This window comes from Amycolatopsis sp. VC5-11, from assembly GCF_037034185.1.
Taxonomy (GTDB): domain Bacteria; phylum Actinomycetota; class Actinomycetes; order Mycobacteriales; family Pseudonocardiaceae; genus Amycolatopsis; species Amycolatopsis nivea.
The window spans coordinates 101050-119137 of sequence record NZ_JBAGKF010000007.1; the positions used below are offsets into that span (position 1 = coordinate 101050).

Genomic DNA, 18088 nt, shown 5'->3' on the forward strand with positions numbered 1-18088 from the left:
AACCTCCATAAGCATGCGTATCAAGCGTAAGCATGCTTATACTACCAACCATGGGCGACGACCTTGCGGGAGAACTGGCGGATTTCTGCGTGGGAACCACCACAGCACTGGTGCCGGCGGACGTCCTCGACAAAGCCAAGCTGTGTCTGACGGACTTCCTGTCCGCGGCTCTGGTGCCTTCGGACGAGAGCCGCATTGCCTTGCGCGCACTGGGAAATCCGCGAGCTGGCGCCGCGCTCGTCCTCCGTGCCGCGGCCGGCGCGCCCGCCCCGACGGCGGCGTACCTCACCAGCGTGCCCGCGGCGGCGACCGGCCGGACGGACACGCACGTCGAGAGTTCGTCGCATCCCGGCATGGTGGTGTTCCCCGCGCTGCTGGCCTTGGCCGGGCAGCACGAGGTGTCCGGCGGGCGTGTGCTGTCCGCTGCGGTGGTCGGTTACGAGGTGATGTGCCGCCTCGGCTCGGCGATGATCACGTCCGAAGTGGCCGCGACGTTCCGGCCCACCGGTGTGCTCGGCCCCGTCGCGGCTGCCGCCGCGTGCGCCCACCTGCTCGCGCTCGACGAGGCCGCGACGCGGGCGGCGCTCGGCATGGCGGCCAACGCGGCGTGCGGCCTCAACCACTGGGCGCGGGCCGCCACGCAGGAGCATGTGCTGCATTCGGCGACGGCCGCGCGGACCGGCGTCGAGTCGGCTTTGCTGGCGGCCGCCGGGTTGACCGCGTCCGGCGGGGCGGTCGACGGCGAGGCGGGACTGCTCGCCGCTTTCGGCGCCCGGGACCGGGCGCACCGGCTCGCCGGGGGACCTGGCTTCGCGATCCGCGACATCGTGCACAAGCCCGCACCGGCCTGCATCTACGTGCAGGGGCCCTGCCAGCTCGCCGAGGAGATCGGGCGGCGGCACCGTCCCGATCCGGCCCGCGTCGAATCCGTCCGCATCGGGCTCGCCGAGCAGGCGGTCCGGTATCCCGGCTGCGACAACAGCGGGCCGATCGCCGATGTCGTGGCCGCGCAGCTGAGCGTGCAGTTCAGCGTGGCGTCGGTGCTGGCGTCCGGCGGAATTCTCGACCGGAACTGGCGAAACCCGGCCGATCCCCAGGCGAACCGGCTCGCTGCCCGCTCCCGGCTGGTCGCGGACCCCGGGCTGACGGCGCGATTTCCGGCCCGCAACGGGTCCTGGGTGCGGGTCCTGCTCGACGACGGACGAGTGCTCGTCGCCGAACAGGACACCTTTCCTTCGATGAACGCCGCCGAGATCGTCCGGCGGTTTCATGCGGCCGCCGACCGGGTTTACGGCCGGGCTGGCAGCGAGGCGATCCTCGCGCGCGTCGATCGGCTCGACCGGACGCCGTCCGCGTCCGGCCTGCTGCGGGCTCTTCAGCCGCGCTGAAGCGCCTCGGTCACCGCGGTGCGGCCTGCCGAACGGCCGAACACCGCCGCCCGCATCAGTGCGGCGCCGCCGGGATAGTCGCCGTAGAACAGGCCGCCGGTGGCCTCGCCCGCCGCGTACAGCCCGGGCACGGGCGCGCCGTCGGAAGCCAAAGCGCGTCCGTCGGGGTCGATTCGCACGCCGCCGAACGTGAACGTCAGCCCGGCCACCGCGTGGTAGGCGACGAACGGCGGCCGGTCCAGCGGAACGGCCCAGTGCGATTTGGCCGGCGCGATGCCGTCCGTGCTCCCGTCTTCCCGGCAGGCGCGGTTGAATTCCGCTACCGTCCGGACCAGCGCCCCGGCCGGCACGCCGATGCGCGCGGCGAGCGCGGGCAGAGTCGGCGCGGTCACCGGGACCGCGGCCCCGGCGAACTCGTCCGCTACGCGCGCCGCGGTGTGCTGGTCGAAGATCTCGTACGCTTCGCGGCCGGGCTGGCCCATGATCGCCTTGCCCATCTTCGAATAGTTCTTCACCCACGGGCCGGGTCCCTCGTCGGCGAACCGCTCGCCGTCCCGGTTGACGAGCACCCCGAGCCAGAACCCGTGCAGCGGGAACGGCGGCGACGCCTCGCTGCGCTCCGGCGCGGGCATGGTCGGGTCCACGGCGGCGGAGTGGCAGCTCGACCACGTCCCGGCCGGACCGGCCCCGGCCCGCAACGCCGCCGCGATCCCCTCGCCGGTCGCCTGGCGGGTGCCGCGCAGTTTCACGTTCTCCCAGCGCGGGCCCAGATGCCGGAGCCGCAACTCGCGACTGGCCTGGAATCCGCCGCTGGCGATCACCACCGCGTCCGCCGGAAGCACGCCGTCGGCGGTCCGCGCGCCGGTGACCCGCTCGCCTTCGCGGACCACGTCGACGAGCGGGGTGGACCAGCGCAGTTCGACGCCGATCTGCTCGGCGTACCGCAACAGCGGCTTGATCACCTCGAACCCGCGCGACATCCCTTCGCCGGTGCTGGTCAGGATCTGCCCGGGCGGGATGTGCAGCACGCCGTCCCGCACGCGCGCGCCGACTGTGCGGTTGAAGGTGAAGCGCACTCCTTTCGCGGACAGCCACCGCACGGTGTCCAGCGAGCGTTCCGCGAGCGCTGTCACCAGTTTCGGGTCGGCCTGGCCGTCGCTCATTGCCGTCAGCTCGGCTGCGTAGGCCTCGCGAGTGTAGGGCGGCGCGACGATTTCCTCGGCGTGCACGCCGGGTTCGAAGTCCCGGGTGATCGAGGTGAGGTCGTCCGGGCCGTCGTAGCAGAAGAGGAACAGCCCGCCGGAAAACGCTGCGTTTCCGCCGATGTCGGCACGGCTGCCCTTTTCCAGCAAGACGACGTCCGCTCCCGCTTCGCGGGCGGAGATCGCGGCGGCGAGCCCCGTCAGGCCCGCTCCGGCGACGACAATGTTCGGCACTGGTCCTCCTTGACCGGTTGCGATGATCGGTGCCGGGAGAAGATCCCGGTTCACCAGCGGAAAGCGAGCGGCTGCCCTGGGGAGTCCGGCACCGGTCCGGTGCGCCGGACGAAACCCTTGCCGGGCACGCCGAGTTCGTCGGCGAGCCAGTTCGCGGCGGCGATCAGGCGCGGCAGGTCGATTCCGGTGTCCACATCGGACAATTCGAGCAGCTGGACGGCGTCTTCGGTGCAGATCCCGCCGCCCTGGGCGCCGGGCATGGCCGGGTGCCCGCCGCTGCCGGCGAGCGCGGTGTCGAGGTTCCGGACGCCGAGGTCGAGCAGGGGCAGCAGGGCGGCCAGGCCCATGCCGCGGGCGTCGTGGATCTGCACGGTGAGGTTTTCCGCCGGGATGTGCGCGAGCGCGGCGGTGACGAGGCCGCGGATCTGCGGCGGGGCCGCGTAACCGGACGAGTCGGCGAGGATCCACCGGTCCACGCCGAGGTCGAGGAGCCGACGGGCCAGCGGTTCCAGTTCGCCGGCGCCGCGGGCGGGCCCGGTCGGGCCGCCCCAGGCGAAGATCACGTAGGTGCCGAGCTGGACGCGGTGATCGGCGGCGTAGGCGGCCATGCGTTCGAGTTCGGCCAGAGAGTCCTCTGTGGAGCGTCCGATGTTGGCGCGGGCGAAGTCTTCGTCTGCCGAGAGAAGGAACGACGCGCTGTCCGCGCCCGCGTCGATCGCGCGGGCCAGGCCTCGGACGTTGCCGACGCAACAGCCGAGGTGCAGACCTGGGGTGCGGCGCACGGCCGCGAAAACTTCCTCGGCGTCGGCGAGTCCCTTGATCAGGTCGGGCCGCACGAACGAGGACAGCTCGAACGCGCGAACCCCGGCGTCGACGAGCCGTCGCACAAGCTCGACCTTGACCTCGGTCGGCGCGATGTGGTCCTGGAACGTCAGGCGTGGCGCGATTTCGCGGATGCGCACCGCCTTCGGTTCAGACATGGCGGGTCGGGGCGAGTCCGGCGGCCTGCGCGTCCCACGCTTCGCCCCGGCCTTGGCCGCGCAGGTCGGTCTTGCGGACCTTGCCGGTCGGGGTGACGGGCAGCTGGTCGAGCACGCGGTAGTAGCGGGGGACCATGAAGTGCGGCAGGGCTCGGTCGCAGTGCGCGAACAGCTCCGCGAAGTCCGGCTTCCGCCCGGATTCCAGCTGCAGCACGGCGAGGACCTCGTCCTCGCCCAGCTCCGACGGCGTGGCGACCGCCGCCGCCGCGACGACGCCGGGGTAGGCGAGCAGGACCGATTCGACCTCGTGCGAGGAGATGTTCTCGCCGCGCCGGCGCAGGGCGTCCTTCTTGCGGTCGATGAAGTAGAAGTACCCGTCCTCGTCGGTGTAGCCGAGGTCGCCGGTGTGCCACCAGAGGTCTTTCATCGTCGCGAGGGTGGCCTCGGGTTCGCCGCGGTAGCCGGAGAACATGATGTTCGCTTCGCGCGGCCGGTACACGATCTCCCCGGCTTGCCCGGGCGCCGCGCGGTTCCCGGACTCGTCGTGGACTTCGAGGATCGACGACTCCGTGGGCACGCCGATCGAGCCGATCTTGCGCGCGGCCAACGGGTTGTAGAGGACATTCTTGATTTCGGTGAGCCCGTAGCCTTCCACGACGTGGATTCCGAACCGTTCCTCGAACGGCTCCAGCACCTGGCGCGGAGCGGGCGCGGCGAACACTCGGCCGACCCGGTGGTCGCGGTCGCGTTCGGACGGGGGCTGGGCCAGCAGCACCGGCAGGATCGAGCCCAGCGCGTTGAACTGGGTTACCCCGCCGGCGCGGATGTCGTCCCAGAACCGGCTCGCGGAGAACCGCCGGCCGAGCACCACGGTGGCGCCGGCGAACAGCCCGTGCAGGGTGATGTTGACCTGGGCCGCGCCGTGGAACAGCGGCAGGCAGGTGTACAGCCGCTCGTCGGCGGTGGTGCCCATCTGCTGCGCGCATTCCTTGGCGGCGACGACCTGCATGCGGTTCGGGTACACGACACCCTTGCTGCGTCCGGTGGTGCCGGAGGTGAGCATGACCGCGACCGGGTCGGCCGGGCTGACCGCGGGAAGCTCGCGGGCGGGGTCGCCGGAGGCGAGTAATTCAGGCCAGCCCAGCACCCGCACTCCCGGCGGCGTGCCGCCGGGAGCGGCATCGTCGAGCACGACGACGGTGGTCAGCGCCTCCGGCAGTTCCGGGAGGTCGGCGACGAGGCCGAGCAGCGCGGGCTCGGTGACCAGGATCCGGACGCCGGTGCTGCGCAGCGCGTGGTCGAGGAACTGTCCTTTGTAGGCGGTGTTGACCGGAACCTCGACGAGCCCGGCACGGGCGGCTCCGAACCAGGCGAGCAGGTATTCGGCGCGGTTGGGCAGGAGAATGCCGACCGAGTCGCCTGGCGCGGCGCCGGTGGCGAGCAGACCTCGCGCGACCTCGGACACCGCGAGGTCCAGCTCGCCGTAGGTCAGCTCGGTGCCGTCGACCACGAGTGCGGGTTTGCCCGGGTGCTGCCGTGCCCGCGCGGCGATCAGCCCGCTGACGGTCTCCGCCGCGAGTTCTTCGGATCGGGGGACCGAACGCGTCATGCCAGCTCCTTCTTCACCCGGGCGAGGAATCCCTCCAGGGCCGGGTCCCAGGCCGCTTCGGCGCCGGTGGTCACGAGGAACGCGTCGACCCCGAGATCACGATAGGCGCCCAACGTGTTCAGGACCCGCTCCTCGGTGCCGACCAGCGCCTGCGAGTTGGCGAAACCGCCCAGCAGCTTGGTCAGCCCGGTCCAGAAGCAGTCGTCGTGCAGTTCCTCGTCGGTCAGCGCGAGCGCCCGCTGCCTGCCGACCGAGGTGTCAGTGGACGACGAGCGCAGGAACTTCCCGGAGGCTTCGGCGATCTGCCGTTCCGCCGCGCGAGCTTGGGCCCACGCGTCGTCGTCGGTGTCGCCGACGAACAGGCGCAGGCTCAAGGAGAACCGCATCTTCCGGCCGTACCGTTCGGCGGCCTCGCGGACGCGGTCGATGCGTTCCTTCGTGCCCGCGAACGGCTCGCCCCACAGCATGTACAGGTCGGCGTGGCGGGCGCCGAAGTCGACCGCGTCGTCGCTTTCGCCGCCCATGAAGATCGGCACCTGTCCCTGCACCGGCTTGGTCAGGATCTTCACCGCCTCGGCCGTGTAGTACTCGCCGTGGTGATCGAACTGTTCGGGCGAGGTCCAGGTGCGCCGGACGACGTCGAGGTATTCGACCGCGCGCCGGTAGCGCTCGGCCTTGGGCAGGTCGTCGGATTCGCGGCGCAGGTCCTTGTCGGACCCGCCGACGACCACGTTGATCGCGAGCCTCCCGCGGGCGAGCACGTCGAGCGTGGCGAAGTAGCGCGCGGCGGCCGCCGGCGGCATGACGCCCGGGCGGTGCGCGACGATCGGCGAGAACTTCTCGGTGAGCGCGAGGGCGAACGGCGCGGTCGCGTGGTTGTGCGGCCAGGTCGAGGAATACCCGACCAGAACGCGGTCGATCACCTCTGAACGGTCCAGCTCCCGGACTCGCGCGAGCAGGGCGTCCGGGCTGGTTTCGCCCGCTTCGAGGGGCTGCAGCCCGGTGAAGAATTCGACCATCAGGTCCTCCTTAATCGTGTGCCAGCCAGGCCTGATGCCTGGCGAAGTGATCAGGCCGCCGGGTGCGGAGTTCCGCGCTGGCGGCAGCCAATGCGACGGTTCCGCCGGCGAGGGTCATCCGCGCGGAGACGTCCCAGCGACGGCCCGCGTGACTGTCGATCCGCGCCGTCACCGTCAGCGGCCGTTCGACCGGAACCGGGCGGTGGTAGGAGATATGGAGCGATTTCGTGACCAGCCGGGCTTCGCGGCGCAGGGCGACTGTGTTCAGCACGTCGTCGAACACCGCCGCGGTCCAGCCGCCGTGGGCGACCTCGGGACCGCCGCACCAGTGCCGAGGGCAGACGACGTCGAACGTCGTCGCGGCTTCCCCGGCGTGCGCGACCTCGATGCCGAGGCGGCACCGGTCGTCGGGGGCGCAGCCGCCGCACAGCAGCCGTCCCGACGGCGACGGGCCGATCCGGAAGTCGTCCGCGCGGTCACTCATTCGCGGCCTTCCGCAGGGCCGCGACCACCGCGTCCGGAACGTCGATCGTGCCGCGCCGCAACGCTTCTTCGCGACAGGCGGCGGACCGGTCGAACGGCACGCGGACGGCGGGGCCGCCTTCCACGGGCCGGGTCGCCCGGATCGACGCGGCGTACTCGCTGACCCGACGGCGGTAGTCGTCCGCGTCGGTGAGCACGGCCGGATCGACCAGCAGCACGAAGAACCCGCAGTCGGAGATGCCCGGCGGGGCCGCGGCCGCGCCGCTCATCATGCCGAGCAGCTGCACCACCATGGCCAGCCCGGAACCCTTGTGCCCGCCCCACACGCCGAACGCGCCGCCCAGCGCCGCTGCCGGGTCGAGGGTGGGCGCCCCGGAAGCGTCGAATGCCTGGCCCTCTTCGAGTTGCTCGCCGAGCCGCGCTTTCAGTACTACGTCGCCGTACATCACTGCCGAGGTGCCGATGTCCCAGATGACCGGCGTCGGCGAAGCGGGGAATCCGAAGGCGATCGGGTTGGTGCCGAACCTGCCCTCGGTGCCGCCCTGCGGAGCGACGACGGCGGGCCCGCTGCCCGCGATCATCCCGGCGAGCCCGGCTGCGGCAGCCTTCTCCAGGTAATAGGAAAACATGCCGGTGTACCAGGTGTTGCGGGCGCCGACGACGGCCATTCCGTGCGCGCGGGCCTTCTCCGCCGCCAGGTCCAGGGCCCGCATGCCGACGAGGTAACCCACCTGGTCGCCGCCGTCGAGGGTGGCCGAAACCGGGGTCTCCGCGAGGACCCGGATCGGGCGCGGAGCCTCGGCTACGGCGCGGATGCGCTCCACAATGGACAGTGCGCGGGCGAGGCCGCCGAACGTCAGCCCGCGCAGTTCGCAGTCGAGTAGGTGTTCGGCGATGACGGCGGCCTCGTCCGGGGTGTGCCCGGCCTGGGTCATGGCGGCCAGGACGAGGTCGTGGGCATCGGGCAGGGGCAAGGTGGTCATGAGCCGGACTCCGCGGTCAGGGGAAGGGCGGACGGGGAAGCCGCGGGGGTGCGGGCCGCGCGGCGGGTGAGCGCGAACGCGGCGAGCGCGCTGGCGGCGGCCGCGGCCAGCAGCAGGTAGGCGGGGGAGCGGCGGTCGCCGGTCAGCTCGACCAGCGCCTGGCAGATGAACACCGCCGAACCGCCGAGGATGCCGACAGTCACGTTGTAGGAGATGCCGACGAGGCTGCCGCGCCGCCGCACGGGAACGAGCTGGACGTAGGTGATCGGCGCGACGCCCGAGTAGAACGCCGGGCCGGCCGACAGCGCCACCGTGCACACGATGATCAGCCACAGGGGAGGGGCGCTGGCCAGCGCGGCGAACAGCGGGTAGCTCACGACGAGCACCGCGAGCGAGGACGCCAGCAGCACTTTCGGCCGGCCTCGCCGGTCCGCGGCACGGCCGCCCGCGAGCACGAGGAAGATCCCGGCGAGCAGCGAGAACGCGATCACCGCGGTTGCCGCGACGGGGGACAGCCGCAGCTGGATGAGGTAGCTCTGCACGTAGGTGTAGACCATGTAGATGCCGACGATGTGCAGCACCGACACGCCGACGAGCAGGAGCACCGAGGACCATTGCCGGTCCGCCGATTGGTCCGATGCGGACGGCCTGGCGCGGGCGTCGAGGAACTCGGGCGTTTCGCCGAACCGGCTGCGCAGATAGAGGCCGATCCCGCCGATGGGAAATGCCAGCAGGAACGGCACCCGCCAGCCCCACCCGAGCATTTGCGCCGGAGTCAGCGCGGCGCTCAGCGACAGCACGACGACCGCGCCCAGCAGGAACCCGGCCAGACTGCCGACCTGCACGCGGCTCGACAGCGCACCGCGCCGGTGCGGCGGGGCGAACTCGGCGACGTAGATGATCGCGGTGGTGAACTCGCCGCCGCCGGCCAGCCCTTGCGCGAATCGCAACAGCACCAGCAGGATCGGCGCGGCGACGCCGATCGTCCCGGTCGCCGGCAGCAGGCCGATCAGTGTGCTGCCGCCGGCCATCAGCAGCAGCGATGCCACGAGCGCGGGACGGCGGCCGTGCCGGTCCGCGATCGGGCCGAACACCAAGGCCCCCGCGGGACGCGCCAGGAATGCCGAGCCGAACACCGCGAACGACGACAGCAGGCCCGCGCCGGTGCTCGCGGCCGGGAAGAACACCTTCGCCAGCACGGCGGAGAGGAACCCGTAGACGGCGTAGTCGTAGGTCTCCACGGTGTTGCCGATCGAGGCCGCGAGCGTCGTGCGTCTTGCTTCTGCCGGTGTGGTCATGACGTGCCTCTCCGTTGAGGTCGGGGCTGGCGCGGGGGCGCGGCTCAGGCCGCGAGGTGGTGGTACTGGCTGCGGAAGAACAGCAGCGGCTCCGCCGTGGTGTCGGCGGCCAGGTCGTCGACGCGGCCGAGGACGAGGTGGTGGTCGCCGGCGTCGTGCACGGCCTCGATCGTGCAGGCGATCCAGGCGACGGCCCCGTCGAGCACGGGATCGCCGTGCGGCCCGGGACGCCAGTCGACGCCGGCGAACTTGTCCCCGCCGGAGACCGCGAGCGCACGGCAGACGTCCTCCTGCCCGGCGGCGAGGACGTTGGCGCAGAACGTGCCGCGCCGGGCGAGCGCCGGGAACGTCGAGGACGTCTTGCCGGGCAGGAACGCCACCAGCGGCGGATCGAGCGAGACCGACGTGAACGACGAAACCGCCAGGCCCGCCGGCCGCCCGTCCGCGTCCCGCCCGGTGATCGCCACGACGCCGCTGGGGAAATTCCCCAAGGCGGAGCGGAATCGGGATGATGTAAGCATGCTTATACCATATAAGCGTGCGGATACGAATGCAAGCATGCTGACGCGCATCCGCGCCCGGCGCTCTACGCTGCGGGGGTGACCGATCCCTTGCCTTACGTAGATCCGTTCGACGACGGCCGCTCGCCCGCGCGCGCGGAGACCGGCATGGACGAGGCGTCCTCCTTGATCGACGCCGTGTTCCGGTTCGAGCGCGCGGTCTCGCGGATCGGCAACGCACGGCTGCGGCGGTGGAACATGACGCTGTCGAGCTACACCGCGCTGCGGATCCTGGCCAACCGGCCGCATCTGACGCTGGCTCAGCTGTCCCGGCGGTGCTATGTCCGCCCGCAGACGATGACGCGCATCGTGACCCAGATGGAGAAGCGCGGATTCGTCGCCCGCGGCGCGCACCCGGAAAGCGAGCGTGCCCTGTCGCTCGAAGTCACCAAGGCCGGGCTTGCCGCGCTTGAGGAGATGGACTCCGAGGTGCTCCGGATCAGCGACACCCTGGGGTCGCTTCTCGGCCGGGACGAGATCGTCGCCGCCGACCGTCAGCTGCGTCAGGCCGCCCTCGTCGTCGAAGGCGAGCTGCGCGAGATGGAGCGCGGCGAAGAGTAAGCATGCTCCTTTAACGTAAGCATGCTTATACTTGGGCCATGGACCGAATGACCATGGCGCTGGACGCGCTGCGCGAGGGCAGGCCGGTGCTCGTCACCGACGCCGCCGACCGCGAGAACGAGGGCGACGTGGTGCTGGCCGCGCACACCGCGTCGGCGCACTGGGTCGCGTGGACCGTGCGGCACACCTCCGGACTGCTGTGCGCCCCGATGCCCCCGGACCGCGCGGCAGACCTCCGGCTGCCGCCGATGGTGGAGCACAACGAGGACGCGCGCGGCACCGCCTACACCGTGACCGTGGACGCGAAGACCGGCGTGACCACCGGAATCAGTGCCGCCGATCGCGCCCGCACCCTGCGACTGCTGGCCGACCCGGCGGCCGCCGCCGCGGATTTCGCCCGCCCCGGCCACGTCCTCCCGCTGCGCGCGCGACCCGGCGGCGTCCTGGAGCGACCAGGACACACCGAAGCGGCGGTCGATCTGTGCCGGCTCGCGGGCGTGCCACCGGTCGCGGCCATCGCGGAACTGGTGGCCGACGACGGGTCAATGCTCCGCGGCCCCGGAGTCGCGGACCTCGCGCGCCGGTTCGGCCTGCCCGCGCTGAGCATTGAGGATCTGATCTCCCATCGGCTGCGGAATCCGCTTCCGGCCGGTGAACAGCCGCGCGTGGCGCGAACCGCCGAAACCGAGCTCCCGACCCGGTACGGCCGCTTCCGCGCGGTGGGCTATCTGGACCTGCGCACCGGTGCCGACCATGTCGCGCTCATCTGTGGCGAACCGGGCGACGAGGCGACCGTACGCGTGCACTCCGAATGCCTGACCGGCGAATCCCTGGCCTCCGCCCGCTGCGACTGCGGCCCGCAATTGGACGCCGCCCTCGCCCGGATCAGCCGTGACGGCGGGGTGCTGGTGTATCTTCGCGGGCACGAGGGGCGGGGCATCGGACTGGCGAAAAAGCTGGCGGCGTATGAGCTTCAGGACCGCGGACTGGACACAGTGGACGCCAACCTCCGTCTGGGCGAACCGGCCGACGCGCGGGAATACGGGGCTGCCGCGGCCATCCTGCGGGATCTGGGGATCGCGCGGACGCGGGTCCTGACCAACAATCCCGGGAAGATCCGGGATTTGGAAGCGGGCGGGGTCACCGTCCTGCGGAGGCTTCCGTTGACGGTGGGTGCCACGTCGGCGAATCTTCGTTACCTGGCAGCGAAACAGCAACGCATGGGGCATCTCTTCACCGAACGCGAGAGCTCCCGGCGTTAGTCCGCCAGCGGATTCCGGGGGTTCTCCATGGCAGAACCCCGCGCCCAGTCCGCTCGGCTGGACGAGCCTGGTTGCCCGGATGGACATCCGAACGCGTGCGGTCTGAGGCACTTCAGTGGGCAGGGCTCTCCGCCGAGCGGTGCTCGGGGTGCCGAACCTCCGGTGTCGACGACCGCCTACGGCGCGCCCAGGCCGGTGCGGTCTCTGCGTCGAGTCGGGGATGCCGAGGGCACGCTGGCTGGGCGTGGACCTCGCCGCCGGGCCGCGACGTTCCCGTTCGCCGTCGTGCCGCGCTCGCCGGGACCCGTGATGTTCGCTGCGGGGTTCGTCGGCCGCGGCGTCTCCCGGGGATGGCCGGTGCCGCTGCGGTCAGGTGCGGTTGAGCAGGGGCATGAAGCCGTAGTTCCGGTGCAGCTGCTGGAGGCAGTGCAGCGAGAGGCCAATCTGGTCGGCGACGAAGCCGAGGCCGAGTTTTCTGGTAGTCGCCGAGCATGACGGCGGTGAGCGCGTGCGCGAACGGGATTCTGGCAGGCACCAGCGCGCATTCAAGGATGGACGATCCCGAACCGCGGGACCGCCGCATGGACACGTCCGCCTGCGGGAACGACGTCTACCCATGACCCGGCAGCACCCGAGACCGCACCTGGAACCGGACTCCTTCCGGGGCTTCGAGGGAGAACTCGTTCCCCCGGCCGGGCACGACGTCGACAGTCAGGTCGTTGTGCCGCCAGTGTTCGTACTGGTCCGCGCTCATCCAGTACGGCGTGCCGCCGGCCAGTTCGCCGATCAGGACGTCCGAGCGGCCCAGCCGGAATTCGCTGTGCGGGTGGCACATCGGCTCGCTTCCGTCGCCGCGGCCGCCGGTCTGCTGGACCATCAGCGGGCCGTGCCGGAGGCGCAGGCGGAGGATCAGGTCCTCGGCTGCGCGGGTGATCCGCACCCGGACGAAAGGCCCGTTCGCCGTCCCGGATTGTCCTTCCACCGTGTCCCCTTCCTCGCCGGTCGCCGTGACGGGGCTCACGATGCGCGCGGAAGGTTGGCACGGGGTTGGCGTCCCGCGTCACTCCTGCCGGGCGACGGCGAGCCGGCCGGCGGCGATGGCTCGGCGGGCGTCGTCGCGGGGGAGCGAGCCGAGGGCGTGTTCGTGGATTTCCGCGTCGTACCAAGCACGTTCGCCGTAGGCCAGTGCGGGTTCCGGCGACTCGCTGGCCAGCACCGCTTCGCGCATGGTCACTTCGAGGTGGTCTCGCCAGCGCACGATGCCGGGTGCTTCCGACTGCGGCAGCAACGGGCCGCGGTACAACCGCACGGCTGTGGCCAAATCGCGGTGCTCCAACGCTTTCAGCACGTCCACCGCGTCGCATTCGATCGGTACCGTCGAGGCGTAGCGGCGGGCGGTGAGGACGCCGCCGAGCGCGTTGCGCAGGTGTGACGCCTCCGCGCGCACCGTTGTCGTGCTCACCATCCGGTCGCCGTACAGCGCTTCGCGCAGCGCGTCGAGGGAGTATCCCTCCGGCTGCAGCGCCAGCAGCGTCAGGATTTCCAGTTGCCGCGGGCGCAGGTTCAACCGGACCCCGTCGCGGACCGCGGCGGCTACTCCCAGCGCTGACACTCGCAGCCCGGCGGGGGACACCGCGGGCAGCCCGGACTCGATGGCCGAGACCAGCGATCGCACCGTCGACATCGCCAGCGGATGCGAACGGTCCCAGGTACTCGACAGGTCGAGGACGCCGAGCACCTGGCCCCGCGCGTCCCGGATGGGGGCGCAGTAGCAGACCCAGCCGTGCAGCGCGGCCACCAAATGCTCGGCCGAGAACACGGCGCTCGGCCGTCCGGTGCGCAGGGCGAGCGACAGCGCGTTGGTGCCCATCGCCGTTTCGTCCCACCGTCCGCCGGGAGCGAAGTTGACCTGCTCGGCCCGCCTGCGCATGACCCGGCCGCCGCAGGTCCACAGGATCGTGCCGGTCTCGTCGGTGACCGCGGCGATGAAGCCCGCGTCGTCGGCGACGGTCCGCAGTTCGTCCTCGACGCGCCGCACCGGCTCGCGCAGCGGAGACCCGGCCCAGCGCGGCCGGACCACGCCGCCGTCGGCGACCGGTGCGCTGCCGGTCGCGGGGTCGACAGTGGGCAGCGACCTGATCCACGATTCGGTGACCTCGTGGCGGAGCATCAGGTCGCCGGAATCGGCACGGGGCGCCTGCCGCAGCCGGGGCACCACCTCCGCCCACCGCTGTTCGAGATCGATCCTGCGCCGCCGAAGCGCATCGAGTTCGTGCATGGACATCCCGACGTCGTCGTCTTGCGTGCCGGCCATCCATCCTCGCAAGCGCCCCCGCCGCGCGCACCTGTCCGATCGGACAGGTGCGCACGGCCGCGAAGGAGGGGGTGCCGCCGCCGGCGGGGGCTTACCCTGGAGAGCCCTCCGCCGGGCGGCGGAGGGGTTACCCTCGTGCAGGCATCACGCTCCTCAGCAGGTCGGGAGGTCCCGATGCTCCGACTCGCGGAAGGCGCTGCGATCACCATGGACCACGGGGCGGGCGAGGGCGGGCCGGGGGAGCTGTCCGGCCCGCAGGCCGTCGGCGCGCACCCCGCGCGCGAACCGGCGGGGCTGGCGAAGTTCCACGCCCCGGAGATCGTCTTCGGACCCGGTTCCCTGGCCGAGCTGGGCCACTGCACGCTGCGGGTCGGCGCGCGCCGCCCGTTCCTGGTCACCGACCCCGGGCTGATCGAGGCGGGCTGGGTCGACGAGGCCGTCGGGCACCTGCGGCTGGCCGGGCTGGCCCCGGTCGTCTGGCACGGCGTCACGCCCAACCCCAAGGACCACGAGATCCAGAGCGCCTTCGAGCAGTACTGCGAAAGCGGCAGCGACGTGATCGTCGGCCTCGGCGGCGGGTCGTGCATCGACGCGGCGAAGGGCGTCGCGATCCTGTCCGGCAACGGCGGGCGCATCCTCGGCTACGAGGGCGTGGACAAGGTCGTGCACCCGATCCCGCCCACCGTCATGGTGCCCTCCACCTCCGGCACCGGCGCGGACGTGTCGCAGTTCGCCGTCGTCACCGACACCAGCCAGCACGTCAAGATCACCATCATCAGCCGGACGCTGGTGCCGGAGATCTCGGTGATCGACCCGCGGCTGCTGACCACGATGCCGGACCTGCTCAACGCGGCCACCGGCCTCGACGCGCTGACCCACGGCATCGAGGCGTTCGTCTCCAAGGCGCACAACCCGCTCACCGACAACCACGCGCTGCAGGCCGTCGGCCTGATCACCCGCAACCTGCTGCGCACCCAGCTCAAACCGCGCGAAGCCGAGGCGCGCACGGCGATGGCGCAGGGTGCGCTGGAGGCCGGGATGGCCTTCACCAACGCGATCCTCGGCGCCACGCACGCGATGAGCCACCAGGTGGGCGGTCTGCTCGACGCGCCGCACGGCGTGGTCAACGGAGTGCTGCTGCCGCACGTGATCCGGTTCAACGCCGCGCGCGAACCGGAGCGGTTCGTCCCGCTCGCCGCGGCCGCCGGCATCGACACCGCGGGCCTGCCCGGGCTCGAAGCCGCGCACCTGCTCGCCGACCGCGCGCGCCGGCTCGCCGACGAGGTCGGCGTGCCGCGCGGACTGGCCGGGCTCGGCGTCACCGAGGACAAGATCCCGACGCTGGCCCGCACCACGATGAAGGACGCGTGCCTGGCGACCAACCCGCGCCAGGCCCGGGTGGAGGACATCGAGGCGCTGTTCCGGGCGGCGCTGTGAACGATCCTGAGCGAACCACGGCCGACCTGGGCGTCCTGACCGGGGTGCGGTCCGGCAAGCGGTCGTTCTATCCGGAGTACATCCGCTCGACCGAACGGGTTTCGCGGGCGGTCGAAGCGCTCGACGGGATCTCCCGCGCGCTCGTGCGCACCGCGGAGGGGCCGCGGGCGCTGGTCGAAGCGGTGCTCCGGGCGGCGTCGGAGCACCTGCAGGCGGACTGGCTGCTGCTCGCGGTCGCGGACGGCGCGTTGCGCGCCGCGCGGCCGAGGTTCGTGCTGAACGTCGGCGGGACGATCGTCGACGACCGGGCGGACGTTCCCGAGGAGGTCCTCGAACATCTCGACGTGCTGCGCACCCGGCCGTGGGAGCTCGACGGGTGGCCGCACCGGGACGGCCTGGTCCGCGCGACGATGACGCTGGACGACGAGCCGGTCGGCGGGATCGTCGCCCGGCCCGCGCCGGGTCTGGAAATCGCCGCCACCGACGTCGCCATCCTGCGCGTGCTGGGCAACCAGGCCGCGGTCGCGCTGCACAACTCGTTCCTGTTCCACGCGGCCGCCCAGCTGCGCGGCCGCACCGAACGGCTGTCCGAGGCCGCCGAACGCCAGGCCCGCGACCTCGCCGCGCGCAGCGCCGAGCTGGCCCAGACGCAGGAACGCCTGGTCGAGGTCATGCAGCGGCAGGTGCTCGACGACGAACGGCACCGGATCGCCCGCGAACTGCACGACAGCGTGGCGCAGTCCGTGCTGGGCGCGGGCATGACGATCGAGGTCTGCCGGGCCGAACTGGCCGCGCTGGGCGGCCGGGCCGCGGAGATCGCCGGGCAGCTCGCGCCCGCCAAGGAGCTGACGAGGCAGGCGGTCGAGCGGCTGCGCGCGTCGATTTACGCGCTGCACCACACTTCCGGCGAAACGCCCGGGCCGTTGCCGGTGCTGCTGGAACGACTGTCCACTGTGCACGGACTGACCGAATTGTCGGTCCAGGTGCGGGTCGCGGGCAGTCCGGTGGCGCTGCCGCCGCGGGCGGAACAGTCGCTCGTGCGGATGGCAGGCGAGGCGTTGTTCAACGCGGCCGCGCACGGCAAGGCGGAGCGCGCGCTGGTGCGCCTGCAGTACCGGCCGGACGGCTCGGCCGTGGTGCTCAGCGTGTCCGACGACGGCGACGGCGATCCCGCGCAGATCCGCCGGGCGCTGCGGCTGACGAAGGCGGCGGACCTTTCCGGGCGGCACCGCGGCCTGGCGAACATGCTGGCCAGAGCAGAGGAACTGGGCGGGGAGCTGACCATCCGCCGCTCCCGGATGGGCGGGATCCGCCTGCAGGTCCGGGTGCCGCTGCCGGTGCCCGCGGAATGGGAGGCGCCCGATGACGGCTGAGCAGACTGTGCCCGCGGAGGCCGCCGAGCCCGTGCGGATCGTGCTCGTGGACGACCACGCGATCGTCCGGCAGGGCCTGCGCTCGCTGCTGGAGCGCGAAACCGACCTGCAGGTCGTCGGCGAGGCCGGGGCCGCGGACGAGGCGCTGGCGGTGATCGAGTCCGCCCGGCCGTCGATCGTGCTGCTGGACCTCAAGCTGTCCACCGGCGCGGACACCGAAGGGCTGGACCTGTGCGCCCGGCTCACGCGGCGCTATCCGGACCTGGGCGTGCTCGTGCTGACGACGTTCCTCGACGACGCGCTGGTGGTCGACGTGGTCCACCACGGCGCGCGCGGTTACGTGGTCAAGGACGTGGACACCACCGAGCTGCTGCGCTCGATCCGCGCGGTGGCGCGCAACGAAAGCGCGTTCGATTCGCGGTCCGCGGCCGCGATGGCGCGTTCGATGCGGGTGGCGCGCGAACGGCCGTCGTTCACCGACCGGGAGCTGAACGTGCTGCGGCTGCTGGCGAACGGCCTGAGCAACCGCGTCATCGGCGGCAAGCTGTACATCTCCGAGACCACGGTGAAGTTCCACGTCCGCAACATCATGCGCAAACTCGACGCCAGCAGCCGGGCCGAAGCGGTCTACGAGGCCAGCAAGGCGGGCGTGATCTGAGACGGCCGGCCCGCCGCGGACGACACCACGCGACGGACCGGCCGGACCGGGTTCAGCCGACCAGCGGGCGGCCGAGCGGGAGCCCCTTTCCGCCGGTGGCCAGCGAGGCGACGTGGAAGAACAGGTAGACGCCGACCGCGACGAACGCGAACACGCCGACGCCGCCTGCGGTCTGCAGCGTCGCGGAGCCCTGGGCCGTGGCCGTCAGCACCAGCGCGAGCGCCACGTCGACGAGCACGAACAGCAGCGTGAACGCGAGCGGCAGCCGGAGCGTGGCGAGGGTGAGCAGCACGATGGTCACCAGCCACGAGATCAGGAACAGCTCCTGCGTCGCAGTGACGTTCGCGGCCGGGACCGCGAACCAGCTGTGCAGCAGGCCGAACACCAAGACCGCGTAGCTCAGCCAGAAGCCGGAGAAGACGCCGAAGATGCCGGCGACCGCGTTCTGCCCGAGCGCCGCCGCCCACACCGCGGACACGAGCTGGCCGATCCCGGTGGCGACGAGGATGATCGCCAGCGGCGCGCCGACCGCGGCGGCCGGGACGAAGCCGACCAGCGTGAGCCCGAGCGCGATCGAGCCGACGAGGAAGGTCGGCACGCCGATGAGGGCCGGATCGCCGCCGAGCGGCGAGGGCGCCGGGTCCGGTTCGGCGGCCGCGTGGGAAACGGGGACGTCGATTTCCGCTGCAGTCATCACTTCCTCCTTAGGTCGCCGCGCACCGTTGCG

The 18088-nt window shown here is 71.9% G+C and carries 17 protein-coding genes; 6 read left to right on the top strand and 11 right to left on the bottom strand.

The annotated features are described in order from the left end of the window. The first annotated feature begins 50 nt into the window (after positions 1 to 50). Positions 51 to 1388 carry an MmgE/PrpD family protein gene (locus WA670_RS22140; protein WP_336158733.1) on the top strand — a complete coding sequence of 446 codons (1338 nt, stop codon included), beginning with the start codon at positions 51 to 53 and terminating at the stop codon, positions 1386 to 1388. Here WA670_RS22140 and tcuA read toward each other — a convergent pair. Genes tcuA through WA670_RS22180 form a run of 8 tightly spaced genes read right to left on the bottom strand, consistent with a single transcriptional unit; the run spans position 1376 to position 9717 of the window. Then, positions 1376 to 2824: an FAD-dependent tricarballylate dehydrogenase TcuA gene (tcuA, locus tag WA670_RS22145; protein ID WP_336158734.1), complete on the bottom strand. Its 1449-nt coding sequence runs from the start codon at positions 2822 to 2824 to the stop codon at positions 1376 to 1378. The two genes, WA670_RS22140 and tcuA, sit on opposite strands and share 13 nt — an antisense overlap. Before the next feature lie 50 nt (positions 2825 to 2874). Further along, complete coding sequence (locus WA670_RS22150) at positions 2875 to 3804, bottom strand: pyruvate carboxyltransferase (RefSeq protein ID WP_037814420.1); 930 nt, start codon at positions 3802 to 3804, stop codon at positions 2875 to 2877. Next, positions 3797 to 5413, bottom strand: coding sequence for an AMP-binding protein (locus WA670_RS22155; protein WP_336158735.1), 1617 nt, complete (start codon positions 5411 to 5413; stop codon positions 3797 to 3799). Before WA670_RS22155 ends, WA670_RS22150 begins: the two co-directional genes overlap by 8 nt. Then, positions 5410 to 6432 (bottom strand): LLM class flavin-dependent oxidoreductase, encoded by a 1023-nt coding sequence (locus WA670_RS22160; RefSeq protein WP_336158736.1) that lies wholly within the window; start codon positions 6430 to 6432, stop codon positions 5410 to 5412. Before WA670_RS22160 ends, WA670_RS22155 begins: the two co-directional genes overlap by 4 nt. Before the next feature lie 10 nt (positions 6433 to 6442). After that, entirely contained in the window at positions 6443 to 6916 is a 474-nt protein-coding gene (locus WA670_RS22165) for a PaaI family thioesterase (RefSeq protein WP_336158737.1), read from the bottom strand. Beyond that, the gene (locus WA670_RS22170) at positions 6909 to 7898 is read right to left on the bottom strand and encodes an Ldh family oxidoreductase (RefSeq protein WP_336158738.1); all 990 of its coding nucleotides are present in this window, start codon (positions 7896 to 7898) and stop codon (positions 6909 to 6911) included. The genes WA670_RS22165 and WA670_RS22170 overlap by 8 nt, the downstream gene beginning before the upstream one ends. Further along, positions 7895 to 9196 (bottom strand): MFS transporter, encoded by a 1302-nt coding sequence (locus WA670_RS22175; RefSeq protein WP_037814413.1) that lies wholly within the window; start codon positions 9194 to 9196, stop codon positions 7895 to 7897. Before WA670_RS22175 ends, WA670_RS22170 begins: the two co-directional genes overlap by 4 nt. A 44-nt stretch (positions 9197 to 9240) precedes the next feature. Beyond that, positions 9241 to 9717, bottom strand: a complete 477-nt coding sequence (locus WA670_RS22180) for a flavin reductase family protein (RefSeq protein WP_037814412.1) — start codon at positions 9715 to 9717, stop codon at positions 9241 to 9243. A 78-nt stretch (positions 9718 to 9795) separates the two neighbouring features. On the opposite strand from WA670_RS22180, the gene WA670_RS22185 reads away from it, so the two are divergent. Both WA670_RS22185 and ribA read left to right on the top strand, forming a co-directional pair. Then, entirely contained in the window at positions 9796 to 10317 is a 522-nt protein-coding gene (locus tag WA670_RS22185) for a MarR family winged helix-turn-helix transcriptional regulator (protein ID WP_051729038.1), read from the top strand. Between the two features lie 38 nt (positions 10318 to 10355). Then, on the top strand, positions 10356 to 11579 hold the full coding sequence (ribA, locus tag WA670_RS22190) for a GTP cyclohydrolase II (RefSeq protein WP_336158739.1): 1224 nt from the start codon (positions 10356 to 10358) through the stop codon (positions 11577 to 11579). Positions 11580 to 12189: 610 nt separating this feature from the next. On the opposite strand, the gene WA670_RS22195 is transcribed toward ribA, so the two are convergent. Both WA670_RS22195 and WA670_RS22200 read right to left on the bottom strand, forming a co-directional pair. Next, complete coding sequence (locus tag WA670_RS22195; RefSeq protein WP_336158868.1) at positions 12190 to 12561, bottom strand: DUF779 domain-containing protein; 372 nt, start codon at positions 12559 to 12561, stop codon at positions 12190 to 12192. 78 nt (positions 12562 to 12639) lie between these two features. Beyond that, positions 12640 to 13893, bottom strand: a complete 1254-nt coding sequence (locus WA670_RS22200) for a GAF domain-containing protein (protein WP_336158740.1) — start codon at positions 13891 to 13893, stop codon at positions 12640 to 12642. 174 nt (positions 13894 to 14067) lie between these two features. Here WA670_RS22200 and WA670_RS22205 point away from each other — a divergent pair, with 174 nt between their 5' ends. Genes WA670_RS22205 through WA670_RS22215 form a run of 3 tightly spaced genes read left to right on the top strand, consistent with a single transcriptional unit; the run spans position 14068 to position 17361 of the window. Continuing rightward, positions 14068 to 15330 (top strand): iron-containing alcohol dehydrogenase, encoded by a 1263-nt coding sequence (locus tag WA670_RS22205; protein ID WP_200864500.1) that lies wholly within the window; start codon positions 14068 to 14070, stop codon positions 15328 to 15330. Then, the gene (locus tag WA670_RS22210) at positions 15327 to 16703 is read left to right on the top strand and encodes a MadS family sensor histidine kinase (RefSeq protein ID WP_134666191.1); all 1377 of its coding nucleotides are present in this window, start codon (positions 15327 to 15329) and stop codon (positions 16701 to 16703) included. The genes WA670_RS22205 and WA670_RS22210 overlap by 4 nt, the downstream gene beginning before the upstream one ends. After that, complete coding sequence (locus WA670_RS22215; protein WP_336158741.1) at positions 16693 to 17361, top strand: MadR family response regulator transcription factor; 669 nt, start codon at positions 16693 to 16695, stop codon at positions 17359 to 17361. Before WA670_RS22210 ends, WA670_RS22215 begins: the two co-directional genes overlap by 11 nt. Positions 17362 to 17413: 52 nt before the next feature. On the opposite strand, the gene WA670_RS22220 is transcribed toward WA670_RS22215, so the two are convergent. Then, positions 17414 to 18055, bottom strand: coding sequence for a GPR1/FUN34/YaaH family transporter (locus tag WA670_RS22220; protein ID WP_205673437.1), 642 nt, complete (start codon positions 18053 to 18055; stop codon positions 17414 to 17416). Positions 18056 to 18088 lie beyond the last annotated feature (33 nt).